General features: G+C 73.0%; 16 protein-coding genes. 13 read left to right on the forward strand and 3 right to left on the reverse strand.

What is annotated here, in order from left to right; all coding sequences use genetic code 11:
* Positions 1 to 40 precede the first annotated feature (40 nt).
* From ACMATS_RS30655 to ACMATS_RS30665, 3 genes are all read left to right on the forward strand, one after another.
* Positions 41 to 592, forward strand: coding sequence for a TetR/AcrR family transcriptional regulator (locus tag ACMATS_RS30655; RefSeq protein ID WP_390779011.1), 552 nt, complete (start codon positions 41 to 43; stop codon positions 590 to 592).
* The gene (locus tag ACMATS_RS30660; protein ID WP_390779012.1) at positions 589 to 2,142 is read left to right on the forward strand and encodes an MFS transporter; all 1,554 of its coding nucleotides are present in this window, start codon (positions 589 to 591) and stop codon (positions 2,140 to 2,142) included. Before ACMATS_RS30655 ends, ACMATS_RS30660 begins: the two co-directional genes overlap by 4 nt.
* 201 nt (positions 2,143 to 2,343) lie before the next feature.
* Positions 2,344 to 3,177 carry an alpha/beta fold hydrolase gene (locus ACMATS_RS30665; RefSeq protein ID WP_390779013.1) on the forward strand — a complete coding sequence of 278 codons (834 nt, stop codon included), beginning with the start codon at positions 2,344 to 2,346 and terminating at the stop codon, positions 3,175 to 3,177.
* A 65-nt stretch (positions 3,178 to 3,242) separates the two neighbouring features.
* Here ACMATS_RS30665 and ACMATS_RS30670 read toward each other — a convergent pair whose 3' ends face one another.
* A complete protein-coding gene (locus ACMATS_RS30670; protein WP_414169731.1) occupies positions 3,243 to 3,911 on the reverse strand; it encodes a lysophospholipid acyltransferase family protein in 669 nt (222 codons plus the stop codon).
* Between the two features lie 221 nt (positions 3,912 to 4,132).
* Here ACMATS_RS30670 and ACMATS_RS30675 point away from each other — a divergent pair, with 221 nt between their 5' ends.
* From ACMATS_RS30675 to ACMATS_RS30685, 3 genes are all read left to right on the forward strand, one after another.
* A complete protein-coding gene (locus ACMATS_RS30675) occupies positions 4,133 to 5,302 on the forward strand; it encodes a glycerophosphodiester phosphodiesterase (protein WP_390779015.1) in 1,170 nt (389 codons plus the stop codon).
* Between the two features lie 95 nt (positions 5,303 to 5,397).
* Positions 5,398 to 5,928 carry a sigma-70 family RNA polymerase sigma factor gene (locus ACMATS_RS30680; RefSeq protein WP_390779016.1) on the forward strand — a complete coding sequence of 177 codons (531 nt, stop codon included), beginning with the start codon at positions 5,398 to 5,400 and terminating at the stop codon, positions 5,926 to 5,928.
* Positions 5,929 to 6,002: 74 nt separating this feature from the next.
* The gene (locus ACMATS_RS30685; RefSeq protein ID WP_390779017.1) at positions 6,003 to 6,503 is read left to right on the forward strand and encodes a GNAT family N-acetyltransferase; all 501 of its coding nucleotides are present in this window, start codon (positions 6,003 to 6,005) and stop codon (positions 6,501 to 6,503) included.
* A 229-nt stretch (positions 6,504 to 6,732) separates the two neighbouring features.
* Here ACMATS_RS30685 and ACMATS_RS30690 read toward each other — a convergent pair whose 3' ends face one another.
* Together ACMATS_RS30690 and ACMATS_RS30695 are read right to left on the reverse strand one after the other, a co-directional pair.
* Positions 6,733 to 7,182, reverse strand: coding sequence for a hypothetical protein (locus ACMATS_RS30690; protein ID WP_390779018.1), 450 nt, complete (start codon positions 7,180 to 7,182; stop codon positions 6,733 to 6,735).
* 1 nt (position 7,183) lies between these two features.
* Positions 7,184 to 7,543 carry a hypothetical protein gene (locus ACMATS_RS30695; protein ID WP_336414313.1) on the reverse strand — a complete coding sequence of 120 codons (360 nt, stop codon included), beginning with the start codon at positions 7,541 to 7,543 and terminating at the stop codon, positions 7,184 to 7,186.
* A gap of 496 nt (positions 7,544 to 8,039) precedes the next feature.
* Between ACMATS_RS30695 and ACMATS_RS30700 the strand changes: the two genes are divergently transcribed.
* The 7 genes from ACMATS_RS30700 to cobA all read left to right on the forward strand — a co-directional run bounded on the left by ACMATS_RS30700 (position 8,040) and on the right by cobA (position 18,176).
* On the forward strand, positions 8,040 to 9,089 hold the full coding sequence (locus tag ACMATS_RS30700) for a methionine ABC transporter ATP-binding protein (protein ID WP_414169732.1): 1,050 nt from the start codon (positions 8,040 to 8,042) through the stop codon (positions 9,087 to 9,089).
* A complete protein-coding gene (locus ACMATS_RS30705) occupies positions 9,086 to 9,862 on the forward strand; it encodes a methionine ABC transporter permease (protein ID WP_414169733.1) in 777 nt (258 codons plus the stop codon). The genes ACMATS_RS30700 and ACMATS_RS30705 overlap by 4 nt, the downstream gene beginning before the upstream one ends.
* 91 nt (positions 9,863 to 9,953) lie before the next feature.
* Positions 9,954 to 10,823, forward strand: coding sequence for a MetQ/NlpA family ABC transporter substrate-binding protein (locus tag ACMATS_RS30710; RefSeq protein WP_390779020.1), 870 nt, complete (start codon positions 9,954 to 9,956; stop codon positions 10,821 to 10,823).
* A gap of 154 nt (positions 10,824 to 10,977) precedes the next feature.
* Complete coding sequence (locus ACMATS_RS30715) at positions 10,978 to 11,628, forward strand: GNAT family N-acetyltransferase (RefSeq protein WP_390779021.1); 651 nt, start codon at positions 10,978 to 10,980, stop codon at positions 11,626 to 11,628.
* A 271-nt stretch (positions 11,629 to 11,899) separates the two neighbouring features.
* On the forward strand, positions 11,900 to 13,111 hold the full coding sequence (cbiE, locus tag ACMATS_RS30720) for a precorrin-6y C5,15-methyltransferase (decarboxylating) subunit CbiE (RefSeq protein WP_414169734.1): 1,212 nt from the start codon (positions 11,900 to 11,902) through the stop codon (positions 13,109 to 13,111).
* Positions 13,112 to 13,330: 219 nt separating this feature from the next.
* Positions 13,331 to 16,837 carry a nicotinate-nucleotide--dimethylbenzimidazole phosphoribosyltransferase gene (cobT, locus tag ACMATS_RS30725; protein ID WP_414169735.1) on the forward strand — a complete coding sequence of 1,169 codons (3,507 nt, stop codon included), beginning with the start codon at positions 13,331 to 13,333 and terminating at the stop codon, positions 16,835 to 16,837.
* A 118-nt stretch (positions 16,838 to 16,955) separates the two neighbouring features.
* Positions 16,956 to 18,176: a uroporphyrinogen-III C-methyltransferase gene (gene cobA / locus ACMATS_RS30730; protein WP_390779024.1), complete on the forward strand. Its 1,221-nt coding sequence runs from the start codon at positions 16,956 to 16,958 to the stop codon at positions 18,174 to 18,176.
* Positions 18,177 to 18,199: the final 23 nt, after the last annotated feature.

The following is an 18,199-nucleotide window of genomic DNA, read 5'->3' on the forward strand; positions in this document are numbered from 1 at the left end:
GAATGAGACGTCCATGTCTCATTCGGGTTATCGTCGTCTCATGAGCGTGGATCGAGACCAGGTACTGAGAGCAGCCGCCGGCCTGCTCACCCGCAAGCCGACCGCTTCCATGGACGAGATCGCCAGGGCCGCCGGCATCGGCAGGGCCACCCTGCACCGGCACTTCTCCGGCCGGGACGCCCTCGTCCGCGCGCTGGAGAACCACGGCATCGAGCGGCTCGGCCGCGCCCTGGACGAGGCCCGGCTGGACGAGGGCGACGCGGCGGACGCCGTGCGCCGGATGATCGCGTGCACCGAGTCCGTCGCCGGGATCATCGCCTTCCTCTACGGCGAGAACGCCCTCTACGAGGGCGGCATGAACGAGGGCTGGAACCGCCTCGACGCCCGGATCACCGGGCTCTTCCGGCGCGGCCAGGAGGAGGGTGCCTTCCGCCTCGACCTCTCCCCGGCCTGGCTCACCGAGGCCCTCTACGGCCTCGTGGCCTCCGGCGCCTGGGCCGTCCAGGACGGCAGGGTGGCCGCGCGGGACATCAGCCACATGGTCTCCGAGCTGCTGCTCGGCGGCGCCCTGCGACGGAGGATGGAACCGTGAGCCATGAGACCGTCTCCCCGCCGTCCGGTGCGCCGGACGCGGCGGACGCCCCGCGCCCGGGTCGCTGGCTCGCGCTGGCCGTGCTCGTCCTGGCCGTCCTGCTCGTCGCCGTCGACGCGACCGTGCTCGGCCTGGCGACGCCCTTCCTCAGCGAGGACCTCAAGCCCTCCGGCACCCAGCTGCTGTGGATCGGCGACGTCTACTCCTTCGTCATCGCCGGTCTGCTGGTCTCCATGGGCAGCCTCGGCGACCGCATCGGCCGCAAGCGGCTGCTGCTCGTCGGCGCCGTGGCCTTCGGTGCGGTCTCGGTGCTCAACGCCTATGCGACCAGCCCCGAGATGATGATCGTGGCCCGCGCCCTGCTGGGCGTGGCGGGCGCGACGCTGATGCCGTCCACCATGGCGCTCATCCGCAACCTCTTCCACGACCCCAAGGAACGCAGCCTGGCCATCGGCATCTGGGGTGCGATGGCCTCGGCGGGCGCGGCCGTGGGGCCGGTCGTCGGCGGCTTCCTGCTGGAGAACTTCTGGTGGGGTTCGGTCTTCCTGATCAACCTGCCGGTGATGGCGGTGCTCGTCCTGGTCGGCTTCAAGCTGCTGCCCGAGTCGCGCGACCCCTCGCCCGGCCCCTGGGACCTGCTCAGCGTGGCCCTGTCGATGGTCGGCATCATCGCGGTGGTCTATGCGATCAAGGAGGGCGCGACGATCGGCTTCGGCCTGCCCGTCGCGGTGGCGGCCGTCGTCGGTGTGGTCACGCTGGTGTGGTTCGTCCGGCGCCAGCTGAAGCTGCCCTCGCCGCTGCTGGACATGCGGCTCTTCCACCACCGCGGCTTCTCCGGCGCGGTGCTCGCCGACCTGCTGACGATCCTGGGCCTGTCCGGGCTGGTCTTCTTCCTCTCCCAGTTCCTCCAACTGGTCCAGGACCGCAGCCCGTTGGAGGCGGGGCTCGCGGAACTGCCCGCGGCCGTGGGCGCGGTGACGGCCGGCCTGCTGGCCGGGCAGGCCGCCCGGCGCCTCTCGGTGCGGACGGTCGTCTCGGGCGGGCTCGGCGCGATCGGCATCGCGCTGGCGGTGCTCTCCTGGCTCCAGACGACCACCCCCTATCCGCTGCTGGGCGCCGTCCTGCTGGTCGTGGGCGTGGGCGCGGGCTTCTCGTTCACCGTCACCGCCGACGTGATCCTCTCCAGCGTGCCCAAGGAGCAGGCGGGCTCGGCCGCGGCCGTCTCGGAGACGGCGTACGAGCTCGGTGCGGCGCTCGGCATCGCCCTCCTCGGCTCGATCGTCACCGGCGTCTACCGCGGCTTCGCGATCCCCGTGGGCGTCCCCGCGGACGCCGCCTCCGGGGCGCACGAGTCGCTCGGCGGCGCGGTCGAGGCCGCGGCGCAGCTGCCCGCGGACACGGGGGCGGCCCTGCTCTCCTCGGCGCAGGACGCCTTCGTCGAGGGGCTGCGGATCGCCTCGGGTGTGGGTGCGTTCGTGCTGACCGGGACCGCGGTCGCGGCCTGGTTCCTGCTGCGCGGCCAGCGGCTCGCGGAGGGCGCGGGCGGCTGAGCCGACGCGCTCGGATGAGCCATCCCAGCATCATCTGGCCCGGGGCTTCAAGTCCCGGGCCGTGTGATGTTTACCGGTCGGTAACCACCTTGACGCGGTCCTGACGCACCCGGGAATATCTCGTCCACCGGTCGACATTGTCGAACGTGGTTCGGACGAGGGCGTCCGCCCGGGACGCCCCTGTGTCAAAGGAATCCCCCCATGCGTCACACGCGCCTGCGCACCACAGCACGGTTTCTGATCGCCGCCGCGGCCGCCGCCGCGCTGAGTCTCACGGGCCTCGCCGCGTCACCGGCCTCCGCCTCGCCGCTCGACATCCCGCCGAAGGGCGCCAACGACTGGTCCTGCAAGCCGGATTCGGCCCACCCGCAGCCGGTCGTGCTGGTCAACGGCACGTTCAAGCTGATGGCCGAGAACTGGCAGGCCCTCTCGCCCAAGCTCAAGGAGGCGGGCTACTGCGTCTTCGCCTTCAACTACGGGCACATGGAGACCGACCCGATACCCCAGGCGGCCGCCGAACTGCGGGACTTCGTCGAGGCCGTGCGCGGCGCGACGGGCGCCGCGAAGGTCGACATCGTCGGCCACAGCCAGGGCGGCATGATGCCGCGCTACTACGTCAAGTTCCTCGGCGGCGCGGACAAGGTGAACGACCTCGTCGGCATCGTCCCGTCCAACCACGGGACCAAGAACCCGCTGGCGATTCCCGCCGGTTACACCTTCTGCCCGTCCTGCCTGGACCAGCGCTGGGGCTCGGACCTGATGCAGAAGCTCAACGCGGGCGACGAGACCCCGGCCGGGCCGGACTACACGGTCATCACGACCCGCCACGACGAGGTCGTCATCCCCTACACCAGCGCCCTGCTGACGGGCCCGTCCGAGCACCTGACGAACGTCGTGCTCCAGGACAAGTGCCCGCTGGACCCGTTCATGCACGACCAGGCCACCAAGGACCCGGTCGTCGCCCAGTGGGTGCTCAACGCGCTCGGCCGCAAGGGCCCGGCGGACCCGGACTTCCAGCCGCACTGCTTCGGATAGTCCGGACAGCACGAAACGCCGCCGCGGGAATCCCGCGGCGGCGCCTCGCGCGTAATGTGCGACCGTCAGGCCGCCCTGGCCTTGGTGGCGTACATGTCCACGTACTCCTGGCCCGACAGCCGCATGACGTCGCTCATCACCTCGTCGGTGACGGCGCGCAGCACGTAGCGGTCGCGGTCCATGCCCTCGTAGCGGGAGAAGTCCAGCGGCTCGCCGAAGCGGACCGTCACCCGGGCGATGCGGGGCATCCCCTTGCCGCTCGGCTGCACCTTCTCCGTGCCGATCATCGCGAACGGCACCACGGGCGCGCCCGTCATCAGCGTCAGCCGGGCGATGCCGGTGCGGCCGCGGTAGAGCCGGCCGTCGGGGGAGCGGGTGCCCTCCGGGTAGATGCCGAAGACCTTGCCCTCGTCGAGGATCCTGCGGCCGGTCATCAGCGCGGCCACACCGCCGTTGCCGCCGTCGCGGTCGACCGGGACCATGCCCGAGGAGCGGAAGAACCACGCCATCAGGCGGCCCTTGAGGCCCTTGCCCATGACGTACTCGTTCTTGCCGATGAAGTAGACCTGGCGCTTGACGATCAGGGACACGAACAGCGAGTCGATGAACGTCGTGTGGTTCCCGGCGAGGATCACCGGCCCGGTCCCGGGGATGTGCTCGGCCCCCTCGACCTTCGGGCGGTACAGGACGCGCATGAGCAATCCGAGAATCGCCTTGAGCACAATGCGGGACAACGGGTCCTCCGGTCGTGGTGGTCAGGCGGGGCAGGGCGCCGAGGATACTCGCGAGTACGTGGCATGCGCACACCGGGTTTCGGCAAGGCGGAACAGAGTGTTGACGTGAGTTGTCCCTCTGTTCCCTCTACACCCTTCTGTGCGAGGGGCGGACGACTTTACGATCACCCCGTCTGACAGGTGCCGGACAGGCGCCGGAAGAACAACGAGCAGGAGCGTACATGCAGCAGGAGCAGCGTCCGGGCAGGCGTTCTTTGCTGGGGGCCGCGGCGGCCCTCGGCGCGGGAGCGGTCGTCCTGGGCAGCGGGGCGGGCCCGGCGGCAGCGGCGCAGCAGCGGAGCGCGGGCGGTCACGGCAAGGGCGGCTCCTACAAGGACCTCCCGGTGCCGACGGTCATCGGGCACCGGGGTGCCTGCGGCTACCGGCCGGAACACACCTTCGGCTCCTACCAGTTCGCGCTCGACAACGGCGCGGACGTCATCGAGCAGGACCTCGTCCCCACCAAGGACGGGCACCTGGTCTGCCGTCACGAGAACGACATCACGCAGACCACCGATGTCGCCGACCACGCGGAGTTCGCCTCCCGCAAGACCACCAAGGTCGTCGACGGCGAGTCCCACACCGGCTGGTTCACCGAGGACTTCACCCTCGCCGAGCTCAAGCGGCTGCGCGCCAAGGAGCGCATACCGGGCAACCGGCAGCACAACACCCTCTACGACGGCCGCTGGGACGTGCCCACCTTCGAAGAGGTCCTCAAGTGGGCCGAGGAGCAGGGCCGCAAGCGCGGCCGACGGGTCTGGCTGCACTCGGAGACCAAGCACGCCACCTACTTCCGCAAGCTGGGCCTCGGCCTGGAGGAGCCGCTGGCGAAGCTGCTGCGCCGGTACGGCCGGCACCGCGCCGACTCGCCGCAGTTCCTGGAGTCCTTCGAGCCGAGCAGCCTGCAGAGGCTGACGAAGCTGGGCGTCCACGCCCCGAAGATCTTCCTCCTGGACGACCTCAAGACCCGCCCCTGGGATTTCGTCGAGGCGGGCGACCCGCGCACCGTCGCCGACCTCATCACGCCGCAGGGCCTGAAGTGGATAGCCGGCTTCGCCGAGGGCATCGGGCCGTGGGTGCAGCAGATCATCCCCCGGGACGCGAACGGCAAGCTCGGCAAGCCCACCACGCTCGTCCGCGACGCGCATGCCGCCGGGCTCATCCTGCACCCGTACACCATGCGCAACGAGAACACCTTCCTGCCCGCGGACTTCCAGCGCGGCAGCGACCCGAACGCCTACGGCGACGCCTTCGGGGCCTTCAAGGCCTACTACGCCACCGGCATCGACGGCATCTTCTCGGACAACTGCGACACGGCGGCGTTCGCACGGGCGGACTTCCTCAAGAAGTGACCTCTGGTCTCCTTCTGGCGGTGGGTAACCACTCGGACGAGTGATTACCCACCGTTCCGGAAACCGCCCGGGCGGGGCCGGATGTCCCGTCCCGCATGACGCCGAACGATCTCCTCACCCGGCTGCGCCCCCTGCTGGCCGCCGAGTGTGCGGCCGAGGCCCACGCGGCGGGCATGGAGGCGGCCGACCTCGAACAGGCCGTCTGGCTCCGGCTGCTGAGCGGCGCCGGGGCACTGTCCCGGACGGCCGACACCGCCCTGCGGATACGGACGGCGGTGCGCGCCGAGGCCCGCGCCTGGCGCCGCCGTGCCCGGCGCGAGGTGCCCTACGACCCGGTCGCCGCCGAACCGTCCGGCGAGCGGCTGGAGTCGGGGGTGGAACAGGCCGTGCTGGCCGCCGAGACCGGGCGGCAGCTGCGGGCCGCCGTCCGCCGCCTGCCCGGCCGCTGTCCCGGGCTGCTCTCGGCCCTGCTCTCCTCCCGCGATCCGACGTACCGAGAAATCGCAGGGGAGTTGGGTATCTCACAAGGATCTTTGGGGCCCGTACGTTCCCGCTGCCTGGGATGTCTGCGCAGAATGCTCATGGCGGAGATTGCGGCTCCTGGACGCGGGGGAGAGGAGCGTTAGACAACCGGCGCCATGGAGCGGCGTGCATCTGCGGCGGCTCCTGTTAGGGCGGACCGAATTCGGGAGGCGTGCGCATGGGCATGAGCGTGACCATCTCGGCTGCAGGCGACAGCGATGCCGAGCAGATCCTCAAACTGCAGTACCTCTGCTACCAGGACGAGGCCGAGCTCCACGGGGACTGGTCCATCCAGCCGCTGACCCAGAGCCTCGACGCCCTGCGCGCCGAACTGGCCGGGAGCCGCGTCCTGGTGGCCCGGCTCGGCGCGGAGGTCGTCGGCTCGGTGCGCGGCACCGCCGGGGCCGACGGCACGGCGGTCATCACGGGGCTCATCGTGCACCCGCGGATGCGGCGGCACGGCCTGGGCGGCCGGCTGCTGACGGCGATCGAGGAGCGGCTGGCGGAGGAGTGCTCCGCCAAGCGCTACCGGCTGGCCACCGGCCGCCGCGGCGAGGGCGGCCTGCGGCTGTACCGCCGCTGCGGCTACGCGCCCGTCGGCACCGAAGAGGTCACCCGCACCCTGACCCTGATCACCCTGGAGAAGGACGCGGCGCCCGCCTATGTGACGAGCGCCTAGCCGGGGCACCCCGAAGGGGCGCGGGGCTGTTTTCGATATGCGGCTCCGCCGCGTGGGCGCGCTCAGCCACGATGCGCCTGCAGTCGAGGTTCCCCCAGCTACCTCCCCCAGCTACCGCTGGGGGTGCCCCCAGGGGCTGCGCCCCGGACCTCTGGGGTGATGCGTCGGCTGCGGGCCGGTGGGGGGCTTGTCGCGCAGTTCCCCGCGCCCCTGACGGGGCGCGAACGCCCTAGCCGCCTGCGGGCAGTCGGCCGGCCCGGCGCAGCCACATCATCGCGGTCAGCGGCAGGATCACCGGGATGAAGAGGTAGCCCATCCCGAAGTCCGACCACACGGTGGCGTCGGGGAAGGCGGACGGCTCGACGACGGTCCAGGTGCCGACCAGCAGCACCCCGGCCAGCTCGGCGGCGCAGCACACCAGCGCCGCCCTGCGGGCCGTGTTCCCGCCGCGCACCAGGGAGTACGTGATGAAGGCGTACACCACGGCGGCGGCCGCCGACAGGACGTAGGCCAGCGGGGCCCGGCCGAAGTCCAGGATCATCTGGACGATCGAGCGGGACGCGGCGGCGACGGTGAACACCCCGTACAGCCAGACCAGCAGCCGGCCCGGGCCCTGGCCGAGGTCGAAGCCGCCCTTGGACGCGGTGGTGGTGGGCTCGGTCACGTCGGCCTCGGTCACGTCAGCCTCCCCAGATGTCGTAGAGCCGTACTTCCAGCACGGCGAGGATCACGGCGCCCGCCGCCACCGTGGCCGAGCCCCAGCGGGTCCGCTCGGCCAGCGACATGAAGGCCGCGGCCGGGATCGCGGCGGCCGAGCCCAGCAGATAGGCGACGAAGATCGTGGTGCCCTGGTGCGGCTTGTCGCCGCCGGCCAGCCGCACCACGCCGACCACGAGCTGGATCACGGCGAGGAGGGTGACCACGGCCATGCCGATGAAGTGCCAGTCCTTGGTGGCCTGGTCGCGCGAGAAGGCGAAGCCGCACCAGGCGGCCAGCACGAGGGCGGTCAGACCGACGGCGAGCGTCAGCGCGTCGATCACCGCGGCTCCCGGGCGGCGCGGACGGACGGATGGGGCATGACAGGCATGGGACGACTGTAGTGGCCCCCTGGCGGGCCCCCGCGCGCGACCCCTGGGGGTACCCCCGGCGACCCCTGGGGGTCCACGCTGTGATCACCACTGTCCGGTATTCGGACAGGCGTGGCCGATTCGCACGCACTTCTGTTTTACTGGCCCGCATGACCACGACGAGCAGCCGCACCTTTGCGACCGAGGCGATGACGACGCCCGGTGCTCGTTGCATGTGTCGAATGTGTGACTGCTGAGGGCCCCTTTGCCTCGCGCCCCGAAGCGAGACCCACCTGAGCCCGGAGTCGGCCCCTTCCCGCCGCCCGGACCGCTCGGCCCCGCGTCACCAGGACCCCCCGACCCGCGCTCCAGCGCCCCCGGGGACGATCCCCCCTGATGCCGCATTCCGCAATGCATGCCCGTGCGCCGGCGTCACCATCGCCGCGCACTCGACAGTGACGGAAACTCTGTGATCACCACTACGGGCCTGACAAAGGTCTACCGCTCACGAGGCCGCGAGGTCACCGCCCTCGACGGCGTCGATCTGCACGTCCGTGAGGGCGAGGTGTACGGCGTCGTCGGCCAGAGCGGCGCCGGCAAGTCGACCCTCATCCGCTGCGTCAACCTGCTGGAGCGCCCCAGCTCCGGCACGGTCACCGTGGCCGGCCAGGACCTCACCGCCCTCGCCGGGCGCGGCCCGCGCGCCGGCGCCGAACTGCGCCGGGCACGCAGCCGCATCGGCATGGTCTTCCAGCACTTCAACCTGCTCTCCTCGCGCACCGTGCAGGCCAACATCGAGCTGCCGCTGGAGATCCTCGGCGTCTCCGGCAAGGAGCGCAGCCGCAAGGCCCTCGAACTGCTCGACCTGGTCGGCCTCGCCGACAAGGCCAAGGCCTACCCCGGCCAGCTCTCCGGCGGCCAGAAGCAGCGCGTCGGCATCGCGCGCGCCCTGGCCGGCGACCCCAAGGTGCTGCTCTCCGACGAGTCCACCTCCGCGCTGGACCCGGAGACCACCCGCTCGATCCTCCAGCTGCTGCGCGACCTCAACCAGCAGCTGGGCCTGACCGTCCTGCTCATCACGCACGAGATGGACGTCGTCAAGACCATCTGCGACTCCGCGGCCCTGATGAAGGGCGGCCGCGTCGTGGGGTCCGGCACCGTCGCCGAGCTGCTGGCCACCCCCGGCTCCGAGCTCGCGGCCGAACTCTTCCCCGTCGGCGGCGAGCCCTCCGGGCCCGACCGCACCGTCGTGGACGTCACCTTCCACGGCGAGGCCGCGACCCAGCCGGTGATCTCCCAGCTGTCGCGCACCTACAACGTCGACATCTCGATCCTGGGCGCCGCGATGGACACCGTCGCCGGCAAGCAGATCGGCCGGATGCGCATCGAGCTGCCCGGCCGCTTCGAGGAGAACGTCGTCCCCATCGGCTTCCTGCGCGAGCAGGGCCTGCAGGTGGACGTCGCGGACGTCAACACGCCGGCACCCGCCGCCGCTGCCCTGAAGGAAGGTGCCAAGTGACCTGGACCGAGATGCAGCCACTGCTGCGCGACGCCTGTCTGGACACCCTCTTCATGGTGTGGTGGTCCACCGTCTACGCCGTCGTCGGCGGACTGCCGCTGGGCATCCTGCTGGTCCTCACCGACCGCGGTTCGCTGTTGCAGAACGTCGTGGTGAACAAGGTCCTCGGCGCGGTCGTCAACCTCGGCCGCTCGCTGCCCTTCATCATCCTCCTGGTCTGGCTGATCCCCTTCAGCCGCCTGGTGATCGGCACCTCCATCGGCCCCAGCGCGGCCGTGGTCGCCCTGACCATCGGCGCCATCCCGTTCTTCGCGCGCCTGGTGGAGACCGCCGTCCGCGAGGTCGACCACGGCCTCGTCGAGGCCGTGCAGTCGATGGGCGGCGGCACCTGGACCATCGTCCTCAAGGTGTTGCTCCCGCAGGCCCTGCCCTCCCTCGTCGCCGGGCTGACCACCACCGTCATCGCCCTCATCGGCTACTCGGCCATGGCCGGCGCGGTCGGCGGCGGCGGACTCGGCAACCTCGCCATCACCTACGGCTACATGCGCCACGAGACCGGCCTGATGAACACCACCATCGTGCTGCTCATCGTCATCGTGACGCTCGTCCAGCTCGCCGGCGACCTCGTCGTCCGCAGCCTCTCCCGGCGCGGCGGCCGTCAGTCCGCCCCCGTGGGCCTGCGACGCCTGCGCCGCCAAGCCGCCACCGCCCCCGTTCCCGCACAGTCCGTCCCCGTGCGGGCCGAGCCGGCCGAGGCGGCGGAAACCCCCTGACCCCCGGGGCCGGCGGCCCCGCGGAACCCCCACGAGCCCGGACCCTTTGCCGGGCGGCATCACCTCGTGATCCAGGAAAGAGGCACTCTTCGTGCGTACCACCGTCAAGCTCACCGCCGCCGTCGCGGCCGCCGCCGCGCTCACCCTCGGCCTGAGCGCCTGCAGCGCCCCCTCCGACACCGGCTCCGTCTCGGAGAAGAAGGGCAAGGACGCCGACCCGGCGGCCAAGCTCGTCGTCGCCGCCAGCCCCACCCCCCACGCCGACATCCTCAACTTCGTCCGCGACCACCTCGCGGCCAAGGAGGGCCTGAAGCTGGAGGTGAAGGAGTTCAACGACTACGTGCTGCCCAACACCGCCACCCAGAGCGGCGAGGTCGACGCGAACTTCTTCCAGCACAAGCCCTACCTCGACGACTTCAACAAGAAGAACAAGACGGACATCGTGCCCGTCGTCAACGTCGAGATCGAGCCCCTCGGCCTCTACTCCAAGAAGGACAAGAAGGTCGCCGACCTCGGCTCCGGCTCGACCATCGCCGTCCCCAACGACGCCACCAACGAGGGCCGCGCACTCAAGCTGCTCGCCGACAACGGCATCATCAAGCTCAAGGACGGCGTCGGCGCCGAGGCCAAGCTCTCCGACGTCGAGGACGCCAAGGGCGTGAAGTTCACCGAGCTGGAGGCCTCCCAGATCCCGGCCCGCCTGGGCGACGTGGACGCGGCCGTGATCAACGGCAACTTCGCCATCTCCGCCAAGCTCAACCCGGCCAAGGACTCCCTGGCCCTGGAGAAGGCCGAGAACAACCCGTACGCCAACTTCCTCGCCGTCAAGAAGGGCAACGAGGCCGACCCGCGGATCCAGAAGCTGGCCAAGCTCCTCAACTCCGATGAGGTGAAGAAGTTCATCCAGGAGAAGTTCAGCAACGGCGCCGTCATCCCCGCCTTCGGCCCCGTCAAGAGCTGACACCTTGTAATCTCGGCCGTCCGTACGGTCGCAGGCCCCGCGCGCGCCCCGGCGTGCGCGGGGCCCACGCGCTTGGCGCACTCACCTGCCGATGCTGCATGCTGGTGCACCCGAGCGAACCCGAGCCCACCCTCCCTCGGCGTTGGAGCAGCGCATGACTTCCACCTTTCCGGACATCTCCATCAGTACGGACCGGCTGGTGCTGCGCCCGTTCGAGGCAGGGGACGTGCCCGCCCTCGCGGAGATGATGAACGACGAGCTCATCACCGCCTGGACCACCGCCCCGCACCCCTACACCACCGCCGAGGCCCGCGACTGGGCCCTGCGCCGCGCCCCCGAGGAACGCACCTCCGGCCGCGGAATCGTCTTTGCGGTCACCGAGTTCCTCACCTCCCGCCTCGTCGGCGCCGTGTACCTCCGCAATACCGACTGGCGCACGCTGTGCACCGAGGCCTCCTACGTCACCGCGCCCTGGGCCCGCGGCGAGGGCTACGCGTGCGAATCCGTGCTCGCCGCCGCGCAGTGGCTGTTCCGCGACCAGAAGTTCGAACGCCTCGAAATGCGCACCGCCGCCGACAACACCGCCGCCCAGCAGGTCGCCCAGAAGATCGGCTGCATCAGCGAGGGCGTCCTGCGCAACGCCTGGATAGCGCGCAGCCGCACCGAGGACGGCGGCTGGACGGACATCCGCACCGACCTCATCGTCTGGAGCCTGCTCCCCGAGGACCTCGACGAGGTGCGCGAACAGCACACCGGCGGCTACGGCTACTCCGACTACGCCGCCGCCTTCCCGGACTGGCGCTAGGGCGGGGCCGATGGGTCAGCACAGGCCCCGCGACGTCTGGCACGGCGCCTCGCCGCGTTGTCGCATCACCCGAGTACGCCCAGTACGCGGATGATGCTCCGCCTTGCGATCCACCGCACCAGACGCCGCGGGACCCGCACTGACCCATCGGCCCCGCCCTAGCCCCGCAGGCCCCCGCCCCGCCCTGGTCCGGACCAGCCCGGGGTACCCTCACCCTGCCCGCACCGCCGTGCGCGGCCCGACCCGAGACAAGTCCAGGAGACAGACGACGATGGCCGACCGGGTCACGGTGATCGGGTGGGACGGCTCACCGCTGACGGACGCGGCCCGCTCCGCCGTGGGCGCCGCCACCCTGGTCGCCGGCGCGGCACACCACCTGGCCCTGCCCGAGATCCCGCCCGGCGCCGAGCGCATCCGCCTGGGCAGCGTCGACCTCGCCGCCCGCCGCATCGCCCAGCACCGCGGCTCGGCCGTGGTGCTCGCCGACGGCGACCCCGGCTTCTTCGGCGTCGTCCGCACCCTGCGCGCCCCCGAACACGGCCTCGAGGTCGAGGTGGTGCCCGCCGTCTCCGCCGTCGCCGCCGCCTTCGCCCGGGCCGGCATGCCCTGGGACGACGCCCAGGTCGTCGTCGCCCACGCCCGCGACCTGCGCCGCGCCGTCAACGTCTGCCGCGCCCACCCCAAGGTCGCCGTCCTCACCTCGCCCGGCGCGGGCCCCGCCGAACTCGCCCTGCTGCTCGGCCCCGTCCACCGCACCTTCGTCATCTGCGAGGAACTGGGCACCGAGCGCGAGCGCGTCACCGTCCTCACCTCCGACCGGGCCGCCGACCACACCTGGCGCGACCCGAACGTCGTCATCGTCATCGGCGGCTCCGGCACCCATGCCACCGGCGGCGGCTGGATCGCCGGGCGCGACCCCGGCTACCCGCCGGCCGTCCGCGGCTGGGCGCTGCCCGCCGACGCCTACGGGGCCCCGCTCGGCGAGGGCGAGTCCACCGAGCTGCGGGCCGCCCAACTCGCCCGGCTGGGGCCCCGCGTGGGCGACCTGGTCTGGGACATCGGCTCCGGCAGCGGCGCGGCCGCCGTCGAGGCCGGCCGGTTCGGCGCCGCCGTCATCGCCGTCGACCGCGACCCCGAGGCCTGCGCCCGCACCGCCGCCGCCGCGCGCCGCCACGGCGTGCAACTGCAGGTCGTCCGCGGCACCGCACCCCACGTCCTGGAGGACCTCCCCGAACCCGACGTCGTGCGCGTCGCCGGCGGCGGCGCCCCGGTCGTCGCCGCGTGCGCGGCGCGCCGTCCCGAACGGATCGTCAGCCACGCGGCGACCCGGGACGAGGCCGAGGCGGTCGGCCGCGTGCTCGCCGAGGGCGGCTACGCGGTGGAGTGCACTCTGCTGCAGGCAGTGGAGTTGGACACAAGCGCCTGGACCGAGCGCGAACGGGCCGTAACCTTCCTGCTCAGCGGCCATCGCCCCCACGGGTGAGATCGCGGACGTACACCCGACCGGGGTAGGCTGGCGGACCGTTGTGCGGCCGCCCGGTGTCGGACACCACAGTCATCAATGCACCGAACGCGTCCCCCTTTTGGCGGGCACAGGGCAGGGTGGCAGCGGTGGCACGCACGTGCCGCGAGGCATGGACGCTCGTTGTGTGTATGGGCGTCAGCGGTTGGAAGGAGCACTACCGATGGGCGAGGGGTACGCATGACCGACACCGGCCGGTTCCCGGACGAGGGACAGCCGGAGAACGCAGGCGCACTGCCCGGGCACCCGCTCCCCGCGGATGCGCCGGCTCCTGCCGACACCGGAAGCCCGGCTCCGTACATCTTCCTCGACCAGGCGGACACCGCCGACGAGGACGACCTGCTGCTGATGCCGGGCGCCCAGGGCGCCTGGATGGAACAGCCGACCCTCCAGGGCGGCGGCACGCACGAGTCGGGCGGCCGGGACACCGGATCCGTCGACTTCACCGGCGTCCGCACCCCGCCCCCCGCCACCCCGGCGGCGCCCGCCGCCCCCACCGCTCCCTCGGCGGCCCGCCGTCCGCTGCACATGGGCCCGCCCGTGCCGGACCCGTCGAGCGGCGGCGTCGTCCGCTCCCTCGCGGACCGCGGCCCGGCCGCGCCGCAGCCGCCGGCCGCCACGCCGGTCCGCCCGCCCGTGCCCCAGGCCGACGCGGCCCCGACTGCGCCCGCCGCGGAGCCGGTTGTGGCCTTCGTCCCGTCGCAGAACACCGGTGGCGTGCCGCCCCAGAGCACCCCGGCCGGGGGCGCCGCCGAGTCGATAGTGGCCGGTGCGGGATCCCCTGCCGCTGCTCCCGAGCCGGTGCAGCCGCCGGCCGAGGCGGCTGTTCCTGCACAGGCCGCTCCTGTGCAGCAGGCGCCGGAGCCGGTTGCTGCCGTGCCGGAGCAGGCGGCGCCTGCCCCGGAGGAGCCGGTACAGCCGGCGGAGCCCGAGCCGGCCGCCGTGCCGGCCGCCGCCGTGGTCGTCCCGGAGGAGCCCGCGGCTCCGGCCGCCCCGGTGCACGAGGAGCCTGCGCAGCAGGCCGTGGCCCCGGTGGCGCCGGATCAGGTCGTGCCCGTGGCGGCCGAGTCGGTCCCGCAGGCCGGGTCCGTCCACCCCGAGCCCGTGGCGCAGCCGGTCGCCGTCGCGGAGGAGGCCGCCCCCGTGCAGCCCGAGCCCGCCCCGGCAGCAGCCGCCCCGGCGCCGGAGGAGCCCGCCCCGGCCCCGACGGTTCCTCAGGACCTCGCGCCGCAGGAGCCGGTGCCCGCCGCGCCGGCCGACCCCGCCCCGGTGCAGGCCGAGCCCGTGGTGCCGGAGCCGGTCGCGGTGCCGCAGGCCGAGGCGGTTGCGGCGACCCCCGAGCCCGTCGTGCCCGAGCCCGTCGTGCCGGTGGCCGCCCAGGCCGTTGCGCCGGAGCCGGTTGCCGTGGTGCAGCAGGCCGTTGCCGCCCCCGCCGAACCGGAGGCTCCGGTACCGGCCGAGGTGTCCGAGCCCGTGACGGTCGAGGCGCCCGCTCCCGAGCCGGTCGCCGTGGCGCCGGCCGAGCCCGCAGCACCGGAGCCGGTCGCCGAGGTCCAGGCCGAGCCGGCTGCCCCGACGGCCGCGCCCGAGCAGGCCGTTGCCCCGCACCCCGAGCCCGTGGCGCCCGAGCCGGCACCGGTGGAGCCGGAGCCCGAGCCGGTTGCCGTGATCGAGGTCGAGGCCGAGCCCGCAGTGCCGACGGTTCCTCAGCCCGCCGCCGACCAGCCCGCGGAGCACGTCGCGCCCGAGCCCGAGCCGGTTGCCGAGGTCCGGGCCGAGCCCGTGACGCCGGTGGCGGCCGAGGCGGTCGCGCCGGAGGCCGAGGCCCCCGCGCACCCCGAACCGGCCGCGCCCGAGCAGGACGCCCCGGCACCGGACGCCGAGGCGCAGCCGCAGGCGGAGGCCGCCGAACCGGCCGAGCCCGTCGAGCCCGAGCCCGTCGTACCGGCCGGCCCCCCGGCCGACGGATACGCCGCCGCCGAGCGCGAAGCGGTCCACCGCGTCATGCGCGAACGCCGCGACATCCGCAAGGGGTTCCGCACCGACCCGATCCCGCACGAGGTGCTGCTGCGCGTCCTCGAGGCCGCGCACACCGCACCGAGCGTCGGGCACTCGCAGCCCTGGGACTTCGTCGTCATCCGCTCCGCCGAGACCCGGCAGACGATGCACGAGCTGGCCTCCCGGCAGCGCGACGCCTACGCCAAGTCGCTGCCGAAGGCCCGGGCCAAGCAGTTCAAGGAACTGAAGATCGAGGCCATCCTCGACACGCCCGTCAACATCGTCGTCACCGCCGACCCCACCCGCGGCGGCCGGCACACCCTCGGCCGGCACACCCAGCCGCAGATGGCCCCGTACTCCTCCGCGCTGGCCGTGGAGAACCTCTGGCTCGCCGCCCGCGCGGAGGGCCTCGGCGTGGGCTGGGTCAGTTTCTTCGACGAGCGCGAGATGGTCCGCGCCCTCGGCCTGCCGGAGCACCTGGAGGTCGTGGCCTACCTCTGCATCGGCTACGTCGACGAATTCCCGGACGAGCCCGAGCTGATGCAGGCCGGCTGGTCCAAGCGCCGCCCGCTGTCGTGGGTGGTGCACGAGGAGACGTACGGGCGCCGCGCCCTGCCCGGCGAGGACCCGCACGACCTGCTCGCCGAGACCCTGCGCGGCATCCGCCCGCTGGACGCCAAGGCGCTCGGCGAGGCGTGGGAGCGCCAGAAGCGGATGACCAAGCCGTCCGGCGCGCTCGGCATGCTGGAGATCATCTCGGCGCAGCTGTGCGGCCTGTCCCGCAAGTGCCCGCCGCCGATCCCGGAGCCGGCCGCCGTCGCGATCTTCGCGGGCGACCACGGCGTGCACCACCAGGGCGTCACGGCCTGGCCGCAGGAGGTCACGGCCCAGATGGTCGCCAACTTCCTGGGCGGCGGGGCGGTCTGCAACGCCTTCGCCAACCAGGTCGGCGCCGAGGTCTGCGTCGTGGACGTCGGCGTGGCGGCCGAACTGCCCAGCACCCCCGGCCTGTTGCCGCGCAAGATCCGGCCCGGTACCAACGACTTCACCACCGGGCCCGCGATGACCCGTGAAGAGGCGCTGCGCGCCGTCGAGACCGGCATCGAGACGGCCCGCGACCTGGTCACGGCGGGCAACAAGGCGCTGCTGACGGGCGAGATGGGCATCGCCAACACCACGGTGTCGGCCGCCCTCATCTCCGTCTACACGGGCGCGGACCCGGCCGAGATCACCGGCCGCGGCACCGGCATCAACGACGAGATGCACGCCCGCAAGGTCGACGTCGTGCGCCGCGCCCTGGAACTGCACCAGCCGGACCCGGACGACCCGATCGGCGTGCTCGCCGCGATCGGCGGCCTGGAGCACGCCGCCATGGTCGGCCTGATCCTCGGCGGCGCCTCGCTGCGCACGCCGGTGATCCTGGACGGCGTGAGCGCGGGCGCGGCCGCCCTGGTCGCCCGCGCCATCGCACCGGAGGCGCTCGCCGCGTGCATCGCGGGACACCGCAGCGCGGAGCCCGGCCACGTGGCCGCGCTCACCAAGCTGGGGCTGCGCCCGCTGGTGGACCTGGACCTGCGCCTGGGCGAGGGCACGGGTGCCCTGCTGGCGCTGCCGGTGGTGCAGAGCGCCGCCCGCGCGATGCACGAGGTGGCCACCTTTGACACCGCGGGTGTGACGGAGAAGGGTTGACGGACCCGTCGCAGGCGGGGTGCGCCCCCAGGGGACGTACCCCGTCCGCCCGCCTCCCCTGCACACAACGGCGTGTGCGCCGACGAACCCGTACCGCACTACGAGAGGCCGCACCGCCATGGCCGAGCACGCCCCCTACCCCGTCGGACTCCGTCTTGCCGGGCGGCGCGTCGTCGTCCTCGGCGCCGGCCAGGTCGCCCAGCGCCGGCTGCCCGCGCTGATCGCGGCCGGTGCGGACGTCCTGCTGGTGTCGCCCTCCGCCACCCCGTCCGTGGAGGCCATGGCCGAGACCGGTGAACTGCGCTGGGAGCGCCGCCGCTACCGCGACGGCGACCTCGACGGTGCCTGGTACGCCCTGATCACCACCGACGACCCCGCCGCCAACGCGGCCGCCTCCGCCGAGGCCGAGGCCCGCCGCGTGTGGGCCGTGCGCAGCGACGACGCAACGGCCGCCTCCGCCTGGACCCCGGCCACCGGCCGCAGCGAGGGCGTCACCGTCGCCGTGCTCACGGGCAACGACCCGCGTCGCTCGGCGGCCCTGCGCGACACGATCGTCGAGGGGCTGCGCGACGGCTCGCTCGCCGCCCCGCACCACCGCCCCCGGCACAAGGGCGTCGCCCTCGTCGGCGGCGGCCCCGGCGACCCGGACCTCATCACCGTCCGCGGCCGCCGCCTGCTCGCCGAGGCGGACGTCGTCATCGCCGACCGGCTGGGCCCGCGCGACCTGCTGGACGAACTCCCGCCGCACGTCGGGATCATCGACGCGGCGAAGATCCCGTACGGCCGGTTCATGGCCCAGGAGGCCATCAACAACGCCCTGATCGAGCACGCGAAGGCCGGCAAGGCCGTCGTCCGCCTCAAGGGCGGCGACCCGTTCGTCTTCGGCCGCGGCATGGAAGAGGTGCAGGCCCTGGCCGAGCACGGCATCCCGTGCACCGTCGTCCCCGGCATCTCCAGTTCGATCAGCGTGCCGGCCGCGGCCGGCATCCCCGTCACCCACCGCGGCGTGGCCCACGAGTTCACCGTCGTCAGCGGGCACGTGGCTCCCGACGATCCGCGCTCCCTGGTGGACTGGGCGGCCCTGGCCCAACTGCAGGGCACGCTCGTCCTCCTGATGTCGGTGGAGAACATCGGCAGGATCGCCGCGGTCCTGATCGGCCACGGCCGCCCCGCGGACACGCCCGTGGCCGTCGTCCAGGAGGGCACCACGGCGGCGCAGCGCCGCGTCGACGCGACGCTCGCCACGGTGGGGGAGAGGGTGAAGGCGGAGGGCATACGCCCGCCCGCGGTCATCGTGATCGGCGAGGTCGTGCGCTGCACGGCCGGTACCGCGTCCTAGCACAACCGAGAAGAGCACACGAG

The sequence above is a fragment of the Streptoverticillium reticulum genome (assembly GCF_047456005.1).
Classification (GTDB): Bacteria; Actinomycetota; Actinomycetes; order Streptomycetales; family Streptomycetaceae; genus Streptomyces; species Streptomyces reticulum.